Source organism: Salmonella sp. SAL-020, assembly GCF_017372215.1.
Classification (GTDB): Bacteria; Pseudomonadota; Gammaproteobacteria; order Enterobacterales; family Enterobacteriaceae; genus Salmonella; species Salmonella enterica.
In genome coordinates, this window is record NZ_CP071690.1 from 4,326,043 (window position 1) to 4,344,197 (window position 18,155).

Genomic DNA, 18,155 nt, shown 5'->3' on the forward strand with positions numbered 1-18,155 from the left:
GAAGGTGCCTGATTCAACATGCTGAAACGCTTTAGGATCGTCAGAAGCAGAAGATTAATCCAGGGTTGGATTCATGTGACGCAGATCATATGGCGTAATCTGGTAGACATAATAGTTGAGCCAGTTAGTAAACAGTAAATTACCGTGGCTGCGCCAGGTTGCGCGCGGTATGTTTTGCGGATCGTTTTTTGGGAAATAGTTGTACGGAACCTCCGGATTTAACCCGGCCTCAACGTCACGAAAATATTCACCCGCTAACGTATGAGCGTCATATTCAGGATGACCGGTGACAAACGCAATACGTTTATCTTTGCTGGCAAACAGGTACGCATCCCCTTCTTCTGTTTCGGCCAGAATTTCAAGATCCGTATAATCCCGTATCAGCGCCGCCGGGAAATCGGCATAGCGTGAGTGTGGCGCAAGAAACGAATCATCAAAACCACGCGTTAACAGAGCATGTGGATGAAGGATGTGATGTTCATAGACGCCGGAAAGTTTATCTGTACGGGTCTGCTTAGGGATACCATACAGAATATTGAGTGCGGCCTGAACGGCCCAACAGACAAATAGCGTCGAAGTAACGTGATCTTTCGCCCATTCAAGCACCTGCCTAATCTGCGGCCAGTAAGCCACGTCATTAAATTCCACCAGACCCAGCGGCGCTCCGGTCACGATAAGCCCATCAAAGTTCTGATCGCAGATATCGTCGAAGTTACAGTAAAAGTTGTTCAGGTGCTCGGCTGGCGTGTTCCTCGACTCGCGGGCATCTATCCGCAGCAGTTGAATATCGACCTGCAATGGCGAGTTCGATAGCAAGCGCAGAAACTGATTTTCCGTTTCAATCTTCTTCGGCATCAGGTTAAGGATAAGTACCTTTAGCGGGCGAATTTCCTGACCTGATGCGCGAGAAGTCGTCATGACGAAGACATTCTCCTCACGTAAAAAATTGACGGCGGGTAGCTCGTCCAGCACGCGAATCGGCATAACCTGATAACCTCACGACATACGTTTAAACGTTTAGACATCCAGATAGCTGAAGATACTCAGAAATCAGGCGAATGTCGAGTCTGCAAGTTCAAGGTGAGAAAGTTTCACGACAGCATTTGCATTAGAATAGAAGTAAGCAAAAAAGGAGTGAAGATGATGATTAACATTCGTCGTTCAAGGCATGAGGAAGGGGAAAAACTGATTGCGATCTGGCGTCGCTCAGTCGATACCACGCACGATTTTCTGTCAAACGCTTATCGGGCCGAACTGGAAGAACTGGTGAGCGATTTTCTGCCAGAAGCGCCACTATGGGTTGCCGTGACCGATCAGGATGAGCCGGTAGGATTTATGCTGCTTACCGGCGAACATATGGATGCGCTGTTTGTCGATCCGGACGTGCGTGGTCAGGGTATCGGTAAGAGATTAGTTGAACATGCGTTAACACTGGCGCCGGGGTTGACAACCAATGTTAACGAGCAAAATACACAAGCTGTTGGATTTTATAAGAAAATGGGATTTAAGGTGACGGGACGTTCGGAGGTCGACGATCTTGGGAAACCGTATCCATTGTTGAATTTAATTTATCCGTGAGTAGCGGCGCTGTCTGATAAGTGCATGTAGGCCGGATAAGGCGAAGCGGCCATCCGGCGGTGCAGGTTGCCTGATGGCGCTGCGCTTATCAGGCCTACATTTTTAAATGTTACCACACACGCAAAGAAGCCCGTCCTGACGGACGGGCTTCTTCACTTGTTTGATGCCTGGCAGTTCCCTACTCTCGCATGGGGAGACCCCACACTACCATCGGCGCTACGGCGTTTCACTTCTGAGTTCGGCATGGGGTCAGGTGGGACCACCGCGCTACTGCCGCCAGGCAAATTCTGTTATCAGACCGTTTTTACGTTCTGATGTAATCTGAATCAGTGCTGAAAATCTTCTCTCATCCGCCAAAACATCTTCGGCGTTGTAAGGTTAAGCCTCACGGTTCATTAGTACCGGTTAGCTCAACGCATCGCTGCGCTTACACACCCGGCCTATCAACGTCGTCGTCTTCAACGTTCCTTCAGGAGACTCTAAGTCTCAGGGAGAACTCATCTCGGGGCAAGTTTCGTGCTTAGATGCTTTCAGCACTTATCTCTTCCGCATTTAGCTACCGGGCAGTGCCATTGGCATGACAACCCGAACACCAGTGATGCGTCCACTCCGGTCCTCTCGTACTAGGAGCAGCCCCCCTCAGTTCTCCAGCGCCCACGGCAGATAGGGACCGAACTGTCTCACGACGTTCTAAACCCAGCTCGCGTACCACTTTAAATGGCGAACAGCCATACCCTTGGGACCTACTTCAGCCCCAGGATGTGATGAGCCGACATCGAGGTGCCAAACACCGCCGTCGATATGAACTCTTGGGCGGTATCAGCCTGTTATCCCCGGAGTACCTTTTATCCGTTGAGCGATGGCCCTTCCATTCAGAACCACCGGATCACTATGACCTGCTTTCGCACCTGCTCGCGCCGTCACGCTCGCAGTCAAGCTGGCTTATGCCATTGCACTAACCTCCTGATGTCCGACCAGGATTAGCCAACCTTCGTGCTCCTCCGTTACTCTTTAGGAGGAGACCGCCCCAGTCAAACTACCCACCAGACACTGTCCGCAACCCGGGTAACGGGTCCACGTTAGAACATCAAACATTAAAGGGTGGTATTTCAAGGTCGGCTCCATGCAGACTGGCGTCCACACTTCAAAGCCTCCCACCTATCCTACACATCAAGGCTCAATGTTCAGTGTCAAGCTATAGTAAAGGTTCACGGGGTCTTTCCGTCTTGCCGCGGGTACACTGCATCTTCACAGCGAGTTCAATTTCACTGAGTCTCGGGTGGAGACAGCCTGGCCATCATTACGCCATTCGTGCAGGTCGGAACTTACCCGACAAGGAATTTCGCTACCTTAGGACCGTTATAGTTACGGCCGCCGTTTACCGGGGCTTCGATCAGGAGCTTCGCTTGCGCTGACCCCATCAATTAACCTTCCGGCACCGGGCAGGCGTCACACCGTATACGTCCACTTTCGTGTTTGCACAGTGCTGTGTTTTTAATAAACAGTTGCAGCCAGCTGGTATCTTCGACTGACTTCAGCTCCATGAGTAAATCACTTCACCTACGTGTCAGCGTGCCTTCTCCCGAAGTTACGGCACCATTTTGCCTAGTTCCTTCACCCGAGTTCTCTCAAGCGCCTTGGTATTCTCTACCTGACCACCTGTGTCGGTTTGGGGTACGATTTGATGTTACCTGATGCTTAGAGGCTTTTCCTGGAAGCAGGGCATTTGTTGCTTCAGCACCGTAGTGCCTCGTCGTCACGCCTCAGTGTTAAAGTGAACCGGATTTACCTGGAACACACACCTACACGCTTAAACCGGGACAACCGTCGCCCGGCCAACATAGCCTTCTCCGTCCCCCCTTCGCAGTAACACCAAGTACGGGAATATTAACCCGTTTCCCATCGACTACGCCTTTCGGCCTCGCCTTAGGGGTCGACTCACCCTGCCCCGATTAACGTTGGACAGGAACCCTTGGTCTTCCGGCGAGCGGGCTTTTCACCCGCTTTATCGTTACTTATGTCAGCATTCGCACTTCTGATACCTCCAGCATGCCTCACGACACACCTTCACAGGCTTACAGAACGCTCCCCTACCCAACAACACACAGTGTCGCTGCCGCAGCTTCGGTGCATGGTTTAGCCCCGTTACATCTTCCGCGCAGGCCGACTCGACCAGTGAGCTATTACGCTTTCTTTAAATGATGGCTGCTTCTAAGCCAACATCCTGGCTGTCTGGGCCTTCCCACATCGTTTCCCACTTAACCATGACTTTGGGACCTTAGCTGGCGGTCTGGGTTGTTTCCCTCTTCACGACGGACGTTAGCACCCGCCGTGTGTCTCCCGTGATAACATTCTCCGGTATTCGCAGTTTGCATCGGGTTGGTAAGCCGGGATGGCCCCCTAGCCGAAACAGTGCTCTACCCCCGGAGATGAATTCACGAGGCGCTACCTAAATAGCTTTCGGGGAGAACCAGCTATCTCCCGGTTTGATTGGCCTTTCACCCCCAGCCACAGGTCATCCGCTAATTTTTCAACATTAGTCGGTTCGGTCCTCCAGTTAGTGTTACCCAACCTTCAACCTGCCCATGGCTAGATCACCGGGTTTCGGGTCTATACCCTGCAACTTAACGCCCAATTAAGACTCGGTTTCCCTCCGGCTCCCCTATTCGGTTAACCTTGCTACAGAATATAAGTCGCTGACCCATTATACAAAAGGTACGCAGTCACACAGGTAAACCTGTGCTCCCACTGCTTGTACGTACACGGTTTCAGGTTCTTTTTCACTCCCCTCGCCGGGGTTCTTTTCGCCTTTCCCTCACGGTACTGGTTCACTATCGGTCAGTCAGGAGTATTTAGCCTTGGAGGATGGTCCCCCCATATTCAGACAGGATACCACGTGTCCCGCCCTACTCATCGAGCTCACAGCACATGCGCTTTTGTGTACGGGGCTGTCACCCTGTATCGCGCGCCTTTCCAGACGCTTCCACTAACACACATGCTGATTCAGGCTCTGGGCTCCTCCCCGTTCGCTCGCCGCTACTGGGGGAATCTCGGTTGATTTCTTTTCCTCGGGGTACTTAGATGTTTCAGTTCCCCCGGTTCGCCTCATTAACCTATGGATTCAGTTAATGATAGTGTGACGAGTCACACTGGGTTTCCCCATTCGGGTATCGCCGGTTATAACGGTTCATATCACCTTACCGGCGCTTATCGCAGATTAGCACGCCCTTCATCGCCTCTGACTGCCAGGGCATCCACCGTGTACGCTTAGTCGCTTAACCTCACAACCCGAAGATGTTTCTTACGATTCATCATCGTGTTGCGAAAATTTGAGAGACTCACGAACAACTTTCGTTGTTCTGTGTTTCAATTTTCAGCTTGATCCAGATTTTTAAAGAGCAAATATCTCAAACGTGACTCGTAAGTCAGTTTTGAGATACTGATGGCAACGCCTTTCACACATTACCGCGCAAGTGGCGTCCCCTAGGGGATTCGAACCCCTGTTACCGCCGTGAAAGGGCGGTGTCCTGGGCCTCTAGACGAAGGGGACACTGAAGTCTCAATCGCAAGACGCCTTGCTTTTTACTTTTCATCAGACAATCTGTGTGAGCACTTCAAAGAACAGTTCTTTAAGGTAAGGAGGTGATCCAACCGCAGGTTCCCCTACGGTTACCTTGTTACGACTTCACCCCAGTCATGAATCACAAAGTGGTAAGCGCCCTCCCGAAGGTTAAGCTACCTACTTCTTTTGCAACCCACTCCCATGGTGTGACGGGCGGTGTGTACAAGGCCCGGGAACGTATTCACCGTGGCATTCTGATCCACGATTACTAGCGATTCCGACTTCATGGAGTCGAGTTGCAGACTCCAATCCGGACTACGACGCACTTTATGAGGTCCGCTTGCTCTCGCGAGGTCGCTTCTCTTTGTATGCGCCATTGTAGCACGTGTGTAGCCCTGGTCGTAAGGGCCATGATGACTTGACGTCATCCCCACCTTCCTCCAGTTTATCACTGGCAGTCTCCTTTGAGTTCCCGGCCTAACCGCTGGCAACAAAGGATAAGGGTTGCGCTCGTTGCGGGACTTAACCCAACATTTCACAACACGAGCTGACGACAGCCATGCAGCACCTGTCTCACAGTTCCCGAAGGCACAAATCCATCTCTGGATTCTTCTGTGGATGTCAAGACCAGGTAAGGTTCTTCGCGTTGCATCGAATTAAACCACATGCTCCACCGCTTGTGCGGGCCCCCGTCAATTCATTTGAGTTTTAACCTTGCGGCCGTACTCCCCAGGCGGTCTACTTAACGCGTTAGCTCCGGAAGCCACGCCTCAAGGGCACAACCTCCAAGTAGACATCGTTTACGGCGTGGACTACCAGGGTATCTAATCCTGTTTGCTCCCCACGCTTTCGCACCTGAGCGTCAGTCTTTGTCCAGGGGGCCGCCTTCGCCACCGGTATTCCTCCAGATCTCTACGCATTTCACCGCTACACCTGGAATTCTACCCCCCTCTACAAGACTCAAGCCTGCCAGTTTCGAATGCAGTTCCCAGGTTGAGCCCGGGGATTTCACATCCGACTTGACAGACCGCCTGCGTGCGCTTTACGCCCAGTAATTCCGATTAACGCTTGCACCCTCCGTATTACCGCGGCTGCTGGCACGGAGTTAGCCGGTGCTTCTTCTGCGGGTAACGTCAATTGCTGCGGTTATTAACCACAACACCTTCCTCCCCGCTGAAAGTACTTTACAACCCGAAGGCCTTCTTCATACACGCGGCATGGCTGCATCAGGCTTGCGCCCATTGTGCAATATTCCCCACTGCTGCCTCCCGTAGGAGTCTGGACCGTGTCTCAGTTCCAGTGTGGCTGGTCATCCTCTCAGACCAGCTAGGGATCGTCGCCTTGGTGAGCCGTTACCTCACCAACAAGCTAATCCCATCTGGGCACATCTGATGGCAAGAGGCCCGAAGGTCCCCCTCTTTGGTCTTGCGACGTTATGCGGTATTAGCCACCGTTTCCAGTAGTTATCCCCCTCCATCAGGCAGTTTCCCAGACATTACTCACCCGTCCGCCACTCGTCAGCGAAGCAGCAAGCTGCTTCCTGTTACCGTTCGACTTGCATGTGTTAGGCCTGCCGCCAGCGTTCAATCTGAGCCATGATCAAACTCTTCAATTTAAAAGTTTGATGCTCAAAGAATTAAACTTCGTAATGAATTACGTGTTCACTCTTGAGACTTGGTATTCATTTTTCGTCCGAGGACGTTAAGAATCCGTATCTTCGAGTGCCCACACAGATTGTCTGATAAATTGTTAAAGAGCAGTGCAACGCGGCTTTCGCTCACCGTTGCGAGGTGGCGTATATTACGCTTTCCTCTTTCAGAGTCAACCCTGAATTTCAGGATTTTTCTCTTCAACCGACCGGCTGTTTGTGTGAAGTGATTCACATCCGCCGTGTCGATGGAGGCGCATTATAGGGAGTTCTCTGCTGACCGCAATAGAAAAATTGCAGAAAAATGACTGTTTGCTGCATTCCCCAGCAAAACCCCTGGTTATACCCATTTACGCACAGACTTATCCACAAAATGCGCGTTCATCTCCTGGATCTTCTCACTCTGCAAATGATCTTTCAGGGATAAAAGCGGGGCCAGAATTTAAAAAGAAAAATTCGCGAGCGTTGCGCAAACGTTTTCGTTACAATGTCGCCGCAAAATGAGAATACCCCATAAGGGGCGTTAGCTGAGTTTTTCACGAAAAATTCAGCTAACGCTCTCTGTAATCGTCAAATCCAGGGGATTTACCATGCAACAACGTCGTCCAGTCCGCCGCGCTCTGCTCAGTGTTTCTGACAAGGCCGGTATCATCGAATTCGCCCAGGCACTTTCCGCACGCGGTGTGGAGCTGCTGTCTACGGGGGGCACCGCCCGCCTGTTAGCAGAAAAAGGTCTGGCGGTGACCGAAGTTTCCGATTACACCGGTTTCCCGGAAATGATGGATGGACGCGTAAAGACCCTGCATCCAAAAGTCCACGGCGGCATCCTCGGTCGTCGCGGCCAGGACGATGCCATTATGGAACAGCACCACATCGCCCCTATCGATATGGTTGTCGTTAACCTGTATCCGTTCGCCGAAACCGTGGCACGCGTTGGCTGCTCGCTGGAAGATGCGGTAGAGAACATTGATATCGGTGGCCCAACGATGGTGCGCTCCGCCGCGAAGAACCATAAAGACGTGGCCATCGTGGTGAAGAGCAGCGACTACGACGCCATTATTAAAGAGATGGATGCTAACGAAGGTTCTCTGACCCTCGACACCCGTTTCGATCTCTCGATTAAAGCCTTCGAACACACCGCCGCCTACGACAGCATGATCGCTAACTACTTCGGCAGCATGGTTCCGGCCTACCACGGTGAAAGCAAAGAAGCCGCCGGTCGCTTCCCGCGTACGCTGAACCTGAACTTCATTAAGAAGCAGGATATGCGCTATGGCGAGAACAGCCACCAGCAGGCTGCCTTCTATATAGAAGAGAATGTGAAAGAAGCGTCCGTTGCCACCGCACAACAGGTTCAGGGCAAAGCGCTTTCCTACAACAACATCGCCGATACCGACGCGGCGCTGGAGTGTGTGAAAGCGTTCAACGAGCCAGCCTGCGTAATCGTCAAGCACGCTAACCCGTGCGGCGTGGCGGTAAGTACCTCTATTCTCGACGCTTACGATCGCGCCTATAAAACCGACCCGACCTCCGCGTTCGGCGGCATTATCGCCTTTAACCGTGAGCTGGATGCGGAAACCGCGCAGGCCATCATCTCCCGCCAGTTCGTGGAAGTGATCATCGCCCCATCTGCGACCGAAGAAGCGCTGAAGATCACTGCCGCTAAACAGAACGTTCGCGTCCTGACCTGTGGCCAGTGGGCACAGCGCGTACCGGGCCTCGACTTTAAACGCGTTAACGGCGGCCTGCTGGTTCAGGACAGGGATCTGGGTATGGTGAGCGAAGCTGAACTGCGCGTGGTCTCTAAACGCCAGCCGACCGAGCAGGAGCTGCGCGATGCGCTGTTCTGCTGGAAGGTCGCCAAGTTCGTGAAATCCAACGCCATTGTGTATGCGAAAGAGAACATGACTATCGGTATAGGCGCAGGCCAGATGAGCCGCGTGTACTCCGCGAAAATCGCTGGCATTAAAGCGGCTGACGAAGGTCTGGAAGTGAAAGGTTCCGCGATGGCCTCCGACGCGTTCTTCCCGTTCCGTGACGGTATTGATGCCGCTGCCGCCGTTGGCGTGAGCTGTGTGATCCAGCCTGGCGGTTCTATCCGTGATGACGAAGTGATTGCCGCTGCCGACGAACACGGTATTGCGATGATCTTCACTGACATGCGCCACTTCCGCCATTAATGGAGCGAAACATGAAAGTATTAGTGATTGGTAACGGCGGACGCGAACACGCGCTGGCCTGGAAAGCCGCACAGTCGCCGCTGGTTGATACTGTTTTTGTCGCACCGGGTAACGCCGGTACCGCGCTGGAGCCCGCGTTGCAGAACGTGGCTATCGGCGTCACCGATATTCCGGCGCTGCTGAGCTTTGCCCAGCACGAGAAGATTGACCTGACCATCGTTGGCCCGGAAGCGCCGCTGGTGATTGGCGTGGTCGATGCGTTCCGCGCGGCGGGTCTGAAGATCTTTGGCCCAACCGAAGGGGCCGCCCAACTGGAAGGCTCCAAAGCGTTCACCAAAGATTTCCTCGCTCGTCACCAGATTCCGACGGCGGAATACCAGAATTTCACCGAGATTGAGCCAGCCCTGGCTTATCTGCGTGAGAAAGGCGCGCCGATCGTCATCAAAGCCGATGGTCTGGCTGCGGGCAAAGGCGTTATCGTGGCGATGACGCTCGAAGAAGCCGAAGCCGCCGTCCATGACATGCTGGCAGGCAACGCCTTTGGCGATGCGGGCCACCGCATCGTGATTGAAGAGTTCCTCGACGGCGAAGAAGCGAGCTTTATCGTGATGGTCGACGGCGAGCACGTGCTGCCGATGGCCACCAGCCAGGATCACAAACGCGTGGGCAACGGCGATACCGGCCCGAACACCGGCGGCATGGGGGCTTACTCTCCTGCTCCCGTGGTCACTGATGAAGTGCACCAGCGCACCATGGAACGCATCATCTGGCCAACCGTGAAAGGCATGGCGGCGGAAGGGAATACCTATACCGGGTTCCTGTATGCGGGTCTGATGATCGACAAGCAGGGCAACCCGAAAGTTATCGAGTTCAACTGCCGCTTCGGCGATCCGGAAACCCAGCCGATCATGCTGCGCATGAAGTCGGATCTGGTGGATCTTTGCCTGGCCGCCTGCGACGGCAAGCTGGATGAGAAAACCTCCGAGTGGGACGAGCGCGCTTCATTAGGCGTGGTGATCGCCGCGGGCGGTTATCCGGGCAACTACAACACTGGCGATGAGATCCACGGCCTGCCGCTGGAAGAAGTGGCTGACGGTAAGGTTTTCCACGCGGGCACCAAACTCGCCGATGACGACCGTGTGCTGACCAGCGGCGGTCGCGTACTGTGCGCCACCGCGCTGGGCCACACCGTGGCTGAGGCGCAGAAACGCGCTTACGCCTTGATGACCGACATCCGCTGGGACGGCAGCTTCAGCCGTAACGACATCGGCTGGCGCGCCATCGAGCGTGAACAGAACTAACGGCTGAGTTTAGCCAGCAGCGTTTTGCGCGTAATGCCCAATTGACGGGCGGCTTCGGTTTTGTTGCCGCCCGTTTTTTCCAGCGCCGCCAGAATCACCTCTTTTTCGACGTCCACCAGCGGTTGGATCTCACCACTGTATTCCGTTTTTATCGGCGTCGCGGCAATAGCGAGAGGCAATTCGCGTTCAGAAATGTATTCTCCCGTCAGCAACACCACCGCCCGCTCGATAGCGTTTTCCAGCTCACGGATATTGCCCGGCCAGTCGTAGTGGATCAGCAGATCCATCGCCTGCGGCGTAAACCCCTTTACCGCTTTTCGGTTACGTTCGGCAAAACGCCGCAGAAAATGGTCTGCCAGTAGCGGAATATCTTCCCGACGCTGGCGCAAAGAAGGCATTTCAATCGCCACCACATTCAGGCGGTAATAGAGATCCTGGCGAAAACGACCAGCACTCACCTCTTCCGCCAGATCGCGGTGGGTAGCGGCAATTAACCGAACATCCACAGATATCGTCTGGTTACTTCCCACGCGTTGCACTTCGCGCTCCTGAATCGCCCGCAGCAAACGTACCTGCATTAACGGCGAGATATCGCCGATTTCATCAAGAAACAATGTCCCGCCGTCAGCTTCGACAAAGCGTCCCTCCCGACGTTTATCCGCACCGGTAAACGCACCTTTTTCGTGACCAAACAGCTCGGACTCCAGCAGCGATTCATTAAGCGCCGCGCAGTTGAGCGTGACCAGCGGTTTATCGCTCCGGGCGCTACAGGCGTGTAGCGCCCGCGCCACCAGCTCTTTACCCGTGCCGGAGTCTCCGTGAATCAATACCGTGGCGTCTGATGGTGCGACCATCGCGATTTCATTCAGTAAATGTTGCATCGCCGGGCTGCTGCCAATCATGCCAAACTGCGCAGCCGACGCCGATGGCAATTCAGCGCCCGTTTCCCGCGTATGCGCCAACGCCTTTTCCAGCGTCTCCTGCAGACGGTCAAAATCCAGCGGTTTAATTAAATAGTCGAGCGCGCCGGCTTTCAACGCCTCTACCGCCGTTTCCACGCTGGAGAATGCCGTCATAATCAAAATCGGAATGGCGGGGTTGAGCGCTTTAATCTCCTTCAGCGTAGCGATACCGTCCATCTCCGCCATACGCACATCGCACAGTACCAGATCAAAGACTTTCTCACGCACCTGAGCCAACGCATCATGCCCACTGTAGGCCAGAGCGACGTTATAGCCCCAGCCCCGAAGCAGCGCCTGTAAAATCGTGCAGTGGCTTACATCATCATCCACAACCAGAATATCGATTTTTCCGCGTATCACCCTTGTTAATCCTGTTGTCTCGCTATCACTGGCAACCAGATAGTAAAGACCGCGCCTTTACCCTCAATACTTTTCACCTTAATCGCGCCGCCATGCTGTTCGATGATATTTTGCACCACCGCCAGCCCCAGGCCTGTCCCGTCAGCTTTGGTCGTAAAATAAGGTGTAAAAATCGCCTCCAACTGATCCGGGGCGATCCCTTTCCCGCTATCGGTAACAGTGATGATAACGCGGTCGGTCCCACTTTCTTTTGCCTCTACGGTAATCGTTCCCTGGCGGCCAATCGCATGAATAGCGTTCAGGTACAAATTCAATAGCACCTGAGTCAGCCTGTTCGGGTCAGCCTGAATACGCTTAAGCGTCTCATTCGCCGTGAATCTCAACTGAATCTCTCTGCTTTGGGCATCCTGACTGACCAGATTCAGGGAGTGAGTAATAATATCATTGAGGTTAACCGCCTGGAGCGTCAGATGCGCGGGCTTTACCAGTTCGAGCAATTCGCTTACCACCCGGTTCAAACGGTCGGCCTCTTTGGCCATCACCTGCGCCAGTTCATGCGACTCGCCGCCGGCAGGCGTGCGCTCGGCAAAGTATTTCGCCAGCCCTTTGATGGACGAGAGCGGGTTACGAATTTCGTGCGCGACGCCCGCCGCCAGATGCCCCATCGCCACCAGCTTTTCTTTACGCTTCATTGCATCAAGCAGTTCTCTGTGCGAGCGCTGATAACGCTGATGCCAAAAAAACGCCAGTAACGTTGCCAACAGCACCGTCGCTAACGCAGACAAAACAATCAGCGTATTACGCCACTCCCTTGCCTGTGTCGCGGCCAGCTCGCTGGCGTCAAAGGCAATAAAAATAGTTTGTTTCGCTGGTTCGTCGTCATTGGCGCTACGCGCCATGCCGTGCCCCCTCATACCGTGACCTCTCATACCGAAAAGCGGCTGGAACTGACGGTAAATTTCCAGCGCAGGCACCGTCTCGCCGTTAGCAGCAACGTCGACACGCCGCCAACGCTCCTGCGGCCCGGGGTTTAGTTGATGCATTTCAGATGCGGAATAGAGCGATTTGCCCACCATGCCAGGGTTGCTATGAGTGATGATTACCCCCTGCGCATCCGTTACGGCGAACCACAACACGCCTGGCTGACCCGCCATCTCTTCCAGCAATGTCTGCTGCTGCGCGTGATGCATCCGCATTCCCATACCTACTCGCGTGCCGGACTCCAGAGCGCGAATGAGTACATTTCCCTTTTCCAGCAGCGTCTGCCTGGCGGCAGCGCTCTCACGGCCATAGTCGCGAATGACCATAATGGAAAATAGCCCCACCAGAATGAAGATCGCCGCAGGTAACAGCCGACTCAACCACGTTGCAGCGGCATCTTTATGTAATCGTATAAAACTCACAGGCTTCCCCGGCTCGTTTTTATTTTCCTTACTTAAGCAGAGATCATGCCATTCTTCGCTCCGCATAACCGCGCGTTGCCGCACACCCTTTCGGATACGGATGGGTAAAAATGACTCGCCAGGCGGGTCATGCGAGTCATTTTTACTCGCTTTTTGCCGCCTGAAGCGGGTTAACTCGCTGCCCGACAAGGAATAGTTACCTGGCACGGAAGATGCAAGAGAGAGGATAAGATGAGCAACAGGAGAACGCAAAATGAAACGGAACAATAAATCAGCTATCGCGCTAATCGCCCTCTCTCTTTTGGCCCTGAGCTCCGGCGCCGCCTTCGCCGGGCATCACTGGGGCAACAATGACGGTATGTGGCAACAGGGAGGTAGCCCGTTAACTACGGAACAGCAGGCGACGGCGCAGAAGATTTATGATGATTACTATACGCAGACCAGCGCGCTGCGCCAGCAACTGATATCCAAACGTTATGAATACAACGCGCTACTGACCGCCAGTTCGCCGGATACTGCGAAAATTAACGCGGTTGCCAAAGAGATGGAGTCATTAGGCCAGAAGTTAGATGAGCAACGCGTGAAACGGGATGTCGCGATGGCGCAGGCTGGCATACCACGCGGCGCAGGAATGGGCTATGGCGGTTGCGGCGGCTATGGCGGCGGTTATCATCGCGGCGGCGGTCATATGGGTATGGGAAACTGGTAAAGCATGTATGCCGAATGGCGGCTTCGCCATTCGGTATTCCATCAAAAGGTTTTCGCTTGCGGCTGCCAGTGACAGAAATCTGAATTCGCCACCAGCAAAAGTTGCGATCCTTCCGGCGCCTCCAGCCATGCTACGCTCACCTCTACCGATGAGTGGTTCTGGCGGCGCTCAATGTGGCTTATTGCCCAGGAATCCAGATCCGGTTTCAGCGTTTCACCTTCACAGGTGGTTACCGTATGGTCGGCGTGCCAGCGTCCCTGGCGTAGTATGACCCGCCCCAGGCGCAAGGCGTCGCTGGTCTGACGGATTTGTTCGGCGCGATAGCGATACAAGGCAATCTGATCGTTGGAAAGCTGCTGCTTCTGCCCCCCGACTTCACGCTGCATAAAACTGAGTTCGCCATGAGCGTCGAAACGCGCGCGAATATGTTCTGGCGGTTTGCTGTAAATATTGAGTTCAATAAGCGAAAGCGTATCACCCTGCCAACGATATTCGCTGGTCGTCGTGCTGCCGCTATGCCACGGGCTAAAAACAGAAAGCAGATGGACTTCATCGTTCGTATCTTTACGCCAGATACGCACCGCGCCGTGATCGCCGGCAAAGCCGCTGGCAGTAAACGGAGGCGGTGAAGCGTTATGACTGCAGGCAGTCAGCAACAGCGCGCCAGAAAACAGAAACGCGCGACGCCAGACAGACAAAAGGGGCTGACGAGCCCCTTCGATAAAACTGTTCACAGCTACGCGTCTTACTTAACTGCGTCTTTCAGAGCTTTACCAGAAACAAACGCCGGTACGTTAGCGGCGGCGATTTTGATTTCTTTACCGGTCTGTGGGTTACGGCCAGTGCGCTCAGCACGGTGGTTCACTTTGAAGGTACCGAAACCAACCAGTTGTACAGCATCGCCTTCTTTCAGAGACTCAGTAATAGCAGCCAGAGTGGATTCCAGAGCAGCTTTAGCCTGGGTTTTGGACAGTTCTGCTTTGTCTGCAATTACATCAATCAGTTGAGTCTTGTTCATAAGTTATCCTTACAATGTGTTTATCGCTTGCTAAGCATCGAGTGCGACGGAAATGCCAGAAAAGCACTCTCCTGCATACACGCACCGATAGCCACTTTTTTTCGCCTCCCAAATGTAGACCAGACGGGGGGCATAAGGGAAGCCTTATGGCACGACAAATCAGACGTTAAATCACGTTTTCTGGTGTCATTGCTGAAAATTTATACCGATATTGCTCTCGCCAGCCTCGCGCAGGTCTGCCCTGAGCCCTTTTATCAGTTCAATATCACGTTCTTCGCAGTCGGCTAAAAGTCGGAATATTTCCCACTGAATATCCCATTCCTGTTCAACGGCAGGGTTCGTTTTGAGCTCCTCATCGGTCATTTCCCGACCAGCCTGAGTCATTTCCAACATCGCTACCGTAGTAATGGAAGTCTTACTAACCTCAATAGCGTGTTCCAGCGTTTCGCCGCTAAGGCGAGAATGCATTAATTCGCTTAATGCGACGCAGGCATCAATCGCCGGGTAAACGCCGTACAGATCATAGTCGTCAGCTGCCGGAATTGCCTCTTCAAACTTCTCCAGTTGGCTATCGAAATTGACCTTTGCATCTTTCACCGTCAGGGTTTCCCAGATCAGATCCAGAATGCGACGGTAGATCTGTCCGTCGCCGAATTCCGTCTGCTTGCAAAACATGGCGTAGTTCGGGTACATGCGCTCGCACAAGCAGGCCATAAAGGTAACGTGCTGCCAGCTTTCCAGCCGCTCCAGACGCAAATGAATCGGGTTTTGTAACATGATGGAATCTCGAATCGGAAATTAGCGGCAGTTTACCTGAATCAGCGCTGAATTTCTTGCCAACGAACAAACGCCGGACGTCCGGAAGCGACGGCATCCGCCCAGCGCGTCGGCTCCGGCAGGCGATACCCTTTCATACAGCGCTGTACCCACGCCAGCGCGCTGTCAGTACTGACCCGGTGCCCTGTCGCGATAAACAGCGGATTACAGCGCGCCTTGCTGCGCCATACCCACGCCAGTTGCTCGCCTTTATCCATTAAGGGGCTAAGTGCGCCAGGTTCGGTGGAAAGTGGTTCAAATTTACCGCATAGCCGTTTTTTCGCCACGCCGATGGTCGGCACGTCCACCAACAGTCCAAAATGACTGGCGACGCCAAGCCGACGCGGATGCGAAATACCGTGACCGTCCACAAACAGCAAATCGGGCTTTTGCGAGAGCTGTTCCCACGCCGCCAGCAGCGCAGGATATTCACGAAAAGAGAGAAAGCCGGGGATATACGGCATGGTGGTGGCAATACGTGCCACCTTGTACTCTACCAGTTCAAGCGACGGATATTTCAACAATACCATCGCCGCCCGCGTCACCTCGCCCCCCTGCTCAAAACCGACGTCCGCCCCGCCGATAAACGCTGGCGGATCTTTGTCCAGGCGATCTTCGCGGCAAACCGATGAAGCAAGTTCTATCTGTTGAGCGCGTAGCGACGCGAGATCCATACTAACTCCTTAGTTGTGATACTGCGCAGAAAGTCGGTGCACTGCCTCCACAAATGCGCCAGCATGTTCTGGCGGCACATCCTGATGGATGCCATGTCCAAGGTTAAAGACGTGCCCTTCTCCCTGACCGAAACCAGCAAGTATAGTCGCTACTTCGTCTTCGATCCGTGCCGGTGGCGCATACAGCATCGAGGGGTCCATATTGCCCTGCAGCGCCACTTTATGGCCAACGCGACGGCGCGCATCGGCGATATCTGTCGTCCAGTCGAGACCCAGCGCGTCGCAGCCGGTTTCCGCCATCGCCTCCAGCCACTGACCGCCACCTTTAGTGAACAGCGTTACCGGCACGCGGCGACCGTCGTTTTCACGCAGCAGGCCATCGACGATTTTATGCATGTAGTAGAGGGAGAACTGCTGGTAATCGCGGCCAGTCAGCACGCCGCCCCAGGTGTCGAAAATCATCACCGACTGCGCGCCCGCTTTGATTTGCGCGTTGAGGTACAGCGTGACGCTTTTCGCCAACTTATCCAGCAGCAGATGCAACGCCTGCGGGTCAGCGTACATCATCTTTTTAATCACCGTGAAGGCTTTGCTACTGCCGCCTTCCACCATGTAAGTCGCCAGCGTCCACGGGCTGCCGGAAAAGCCGATCAGCGGAACCTCGCCTTTTAGTTCGCGGCGAATCGTACGCACTGCATTCATCACATAACCCAGTTCATCTTCCGGATCGGGAATGGGCAGCTTATCGACATCGGCTTTGCAGGTGACAGGGGCCGTAAAGCGCGGGCCTTCCCCGGCTTCAAAATAGAGCCCCAGGCCCATCGCGTCCGGAATCGTCAGGATATCCGAGAAAAGGATCGCCGCATCAAGCGGATAACGGCGCAGCGGCTGTAAAGTGACCTCGCAGGCCAGTTCGGCATTTTTGCACAGCGACATAAAATCGCCCGCCTGAGCGCGAGTGGCTTTGTACTCCGGTAGATAACGGCCCGCCTGGCGCATCATCCACACTGGCGTAACATCAACGGGCTGGCGCAGCAGCGCACGTAGATAACGATCGTTTTTGAGTTCGGTCATTTTTACATTCCTTTAGCGTTGATGCGCCCAGTGTAACATGTCAATCATATTCAGCCCGACACATTGCCACCGTATCTTCGATCAAACGGCGCGCGACGGTGCCCGGCGGCGGCAGTAGCGGCAGATCGTCATAACGGTACCAATTTGCTTCCAACAGTTCTTTCGGGTCGATGACAATCTCGCCGCTGTCATACTCCGCCATGAAAGCAGTCATCAGCGACTGCGGGAAAGGCCACGGCTGGGAAGTCACATAGCGCAGATTTTTCACCTTAATGCCGCTCTCCTCCATCACTTCACGCGCGACCGCCTGTTCTAAGGTTTCGCCGACTTCAACAAACCCGGCCAGTACCGTATGCACGCCGTTGCGGTGGCGAACATGCTGGGCCAGCAGGATGGAATCCTCACGGCGGATCGCGACGATAATGCAGGGGGCAATTTGCGGATAGTAGCGTTCGCGGCAATGGCTGCACAGCATCGCCCATTCGGTTTTACTCGGGTGCATAGGGTGCCCGCAATAGCCGCAAAATTTATGCGAACGATAAAACTCCGCCAACTGTACGCCACGTCCCGCCAGTTGAAACAGCCCTGCATCCTGATCGATAACCTGGCGAACCGATCCCATATCATGACGTCGATGCTGTAACACCAGCCAAACGGGCTCGCCTTGCCATTCACCTATCCGGAGTGCGCGCTGCCCCACAAGATCGAAATTTGCCGCCAGCCCGTGTGGTAATTCCCCATACGGCAACCATAATTTTTGTTCATGGCTGACGATCCACCAGCCACTCTCTAATTTTTCAATTATACGATCCATAGCTATTGCACTACCTTTGCTTCACTGGCATGTTGTTAACATTATTTTTACATTCA

At 53.9% G+C, this 18,155-nt stretch carries 13 protein-coding genes, 1 tRNA gene and 3 rRNA genes; 4 read left to right on the top strand and 13 right to left on the bottom strand.

Features of this window, described 5'->3' with window-relative positions; translation table 11 throughout:
• Positions 1-54: 54 nt before the first annotated feature.
• Positions 55-984, bottom strand: coding sequence for a homoserine O-succinyltransferase (gene metA / locus J1G48_RS20935; protein ID WP_001122767.1), 930 nt, complete (start codon positions 982-984; stop codon positions 55-57).
• Positions 985-1,140: 156 nt separating this feature from the next.
• On the opposite strand from metA, the gene J1G48_RS20940 reads away from it, so the two are divergent.
• Positions 1,141-1,578, top strand: a complete 438-nt coding sequence (locus tag J1G48_RS20940; protein WP_000973249.1) for an acetyltransferase — start codon at positions 1,141-1,143, stop codon at positions 1,576-1,578.
• Positions 1,579-1,743: 165 nt separating this feature from the next.
• On the opposite strand, the gene rrf is transcribed toward J1G48_RS20940, so the two are convergent.
• The 4 genes from rrf to J1G48_RS20960 form a co-directional block, all read right to left on the bottom strand.
• Positions 1,744-1,859 (bottom strand): 5S ribosomal RNA (rrf, locus tag J1G48_RS20945).
• A gap of 93 nt (positions 1,860-1,952) precedes the next feature.
• A 23S ribosomal RNA gene (locus tag J1G48_RS20950) occupies positions 1,953-4,859 on the bottom strand.
• A 193-nt stretch (positions 4,860-5,052) separates the two neighbouring features.
• A tRNA-Glu gene (locus J1G48_RS20955) sits at positions 5,053-5,128 on the bottom strand.
• A gap of 85 nt (positions 5,129-5,213) precedes the next feature.
• Positions 5,214-6,755: ribosomal RNA gene (locus tag J1G48_RS20960) — 16S ribosomal RNA — on the bottom strand.
• The 16S, 23S and 5S rRNA genes sit together here with 1 tRNA gene alongside, the layout of an rRNA operon.
• A 623-nt stretch (positions 6,756-7,378) precedes the next feature.
• Between J1G48_RS20960 and purH the strand changes: the two genes are divergently transcribed.
• Together purH and purD are read left to right on the top strand one after the other, a co-directional pair.
• On the top strand, positions 7,379-8,968 hold the full coding sequence (gene purH, locus J1G48_RS20965; protein ID WP_001187494.1) for a bifunctional phosphoribosylaminoimidazolecarboxamide formyltransferase/IMP cyclohydrolase: 1,590 nt from the start codon (positions 7,379-7,381) through the stop codon (positions 8,966-8,968).
• An 11-nt stretch (positions 8,969-8,979) separates the two neighbouring features.
• Positions 8,980-10,269, top strand: a complete 1,290-nt coding sequence (purD, locus tag J1G48_RS20970; RefSeq protein ID WP_000866765.1) for a phosphoribosylamine--glycine ligase — start codon at positions 8,980-8,982, stop codon at positions 10,267-10,269.
• On the opposite strand, the gene zraR is transcribed toward purD, so the two are convergent.
• Both zraR and zraS read right to left on the bottom strand, forming a co-directional pair.
• Positions 10,266-11,591: a sigma-54-dependent response regulator transcription factor ZraR gene (gene zraR / locus J1G48_RS20975; protein ID WP_000617928.1), complete on the bottom strand. Its 1,326-nt coding sequence runs from the start codon at positions 11,589-11,591 to the stop codon at positions 10,266-10,268. The genes purD and zraR overlap by 4 nt on opposite strands.
• A 5-nt stretch (positions 11,592-11,596) precedes the next feature.
• Positions 11,597-12,994, bottom strand: coding sequence for a two-component system sensor histidine kinase ZraS (gene zraS, locus J1G48_RS20980; RefSeq protein WP_001680270.1), 1,398 nt, complete (start codon positions 12,992-12,994; stop codon positions 11,597-11,599).
• A 253-nt stretch (positions 12,995-13,247) separates the two neighbouring features.
• Between zraS and zraP the strand changes: the two genes are divergently transcribed.
• Positions 13,248-13,703: a zinc resistance sensor/chaperone ZraP gene (gene zraP, locus J1G48_RS20985; RefSeq protein WP_000828129.1), complete on the top strand. Its 456-nt coding sequence runs from the start codon at positions 13,248-13,250 to the stop codon at positions 13,701-13,703.
• Between the two features lie 41 nt (positions 13,704-13,744).
• Here zraP and J1G48_RS20990 read toward each other — a convergent pair whose 3' ends face one another.
• From J1G48_RS20990 to nudC, 6 genes are all read right to left on the bottom strand, one after another.
• Positions 13,745-14,437: a DUF1481 domain-containing protein gene (locus J1G48_RS20990; protein ID WP_001083931.1), complete on the bottom strand. Its 693-nt coding sequence runs from the start codon at positions 14,435-14,437 to the stop codon at positions 13,745-13,747.
• Between the two features lie 11 nt (positions 14,438-14,448).
• Positions 14,449-14,721: a nucleoid-associated protein HU-alpha gene (hupA, locus tag J1G48_RS20995; RefSeq protein ID WP_001044509.1), complete on the bottom strand. Its 273-nt coding sequence runs from the start codon at positions 14,719-14,721 to the stop codon at positions 14,449-14,451.
• 186 nt (positions 14,722-14,907) lie between these two features.
• Positions 14,908-15,498 carry a YjaG family protein gene (locus J1G48_RS21000; RefSeq protein WP_000940092.1) on the bottom strand — a complete coding sequence of 197 codons (591 nt, stop codon included), beginning with the start codon at positions 15,496-15,498 and terminating at the stop codon, positions 14,908-14,910.
• 41 nt (positions 15,499-15,539) lie between these two features.
• The gene (gene nfi / locus J1G48_RS21005; RefSeq protein WP_000362363.1) at positions 15,540-16,211 is read right to left on the bottom strand and encodes a deoxyribonuclease V; all 672 of its coding nucleotides are present in this window, start codon (positions 16,209-16,211) and stop codon (positions 15,540-15,542) included.
• Between the two features lie 9 nt (positions 16,212-16,220).
• On the bottom strand, positions 16,221-17,285 hold the full coding sequence (gene hemE, locus J1G48_RS21010; RefSeq protein ID WP_000137619.1) for a uroporphyrinogen decarboxylase: 1,065 nt from the start codon (positions 17,283-17,285) through the stop codon (positions 16,221-16,223).
• A gap of 40 nt (positions 17,286-17,325) precedes the next feature.
• Positions 17,326-18,099 carry an NAD(+) diphosphatase gene (nudC, locus tag J1G48_RS21015; RefSeq protein ID WP_000373958.1) on the bottom strand — a complete coding sequence of 258 codons (774 nt, stop codon included), beginning with the start codon at positions 18,097-18,099 and terminating at the stop codon, positions 17,326-17,328.
• Positions 18,100-18,155: the final 56 nt, after the last annotated feature.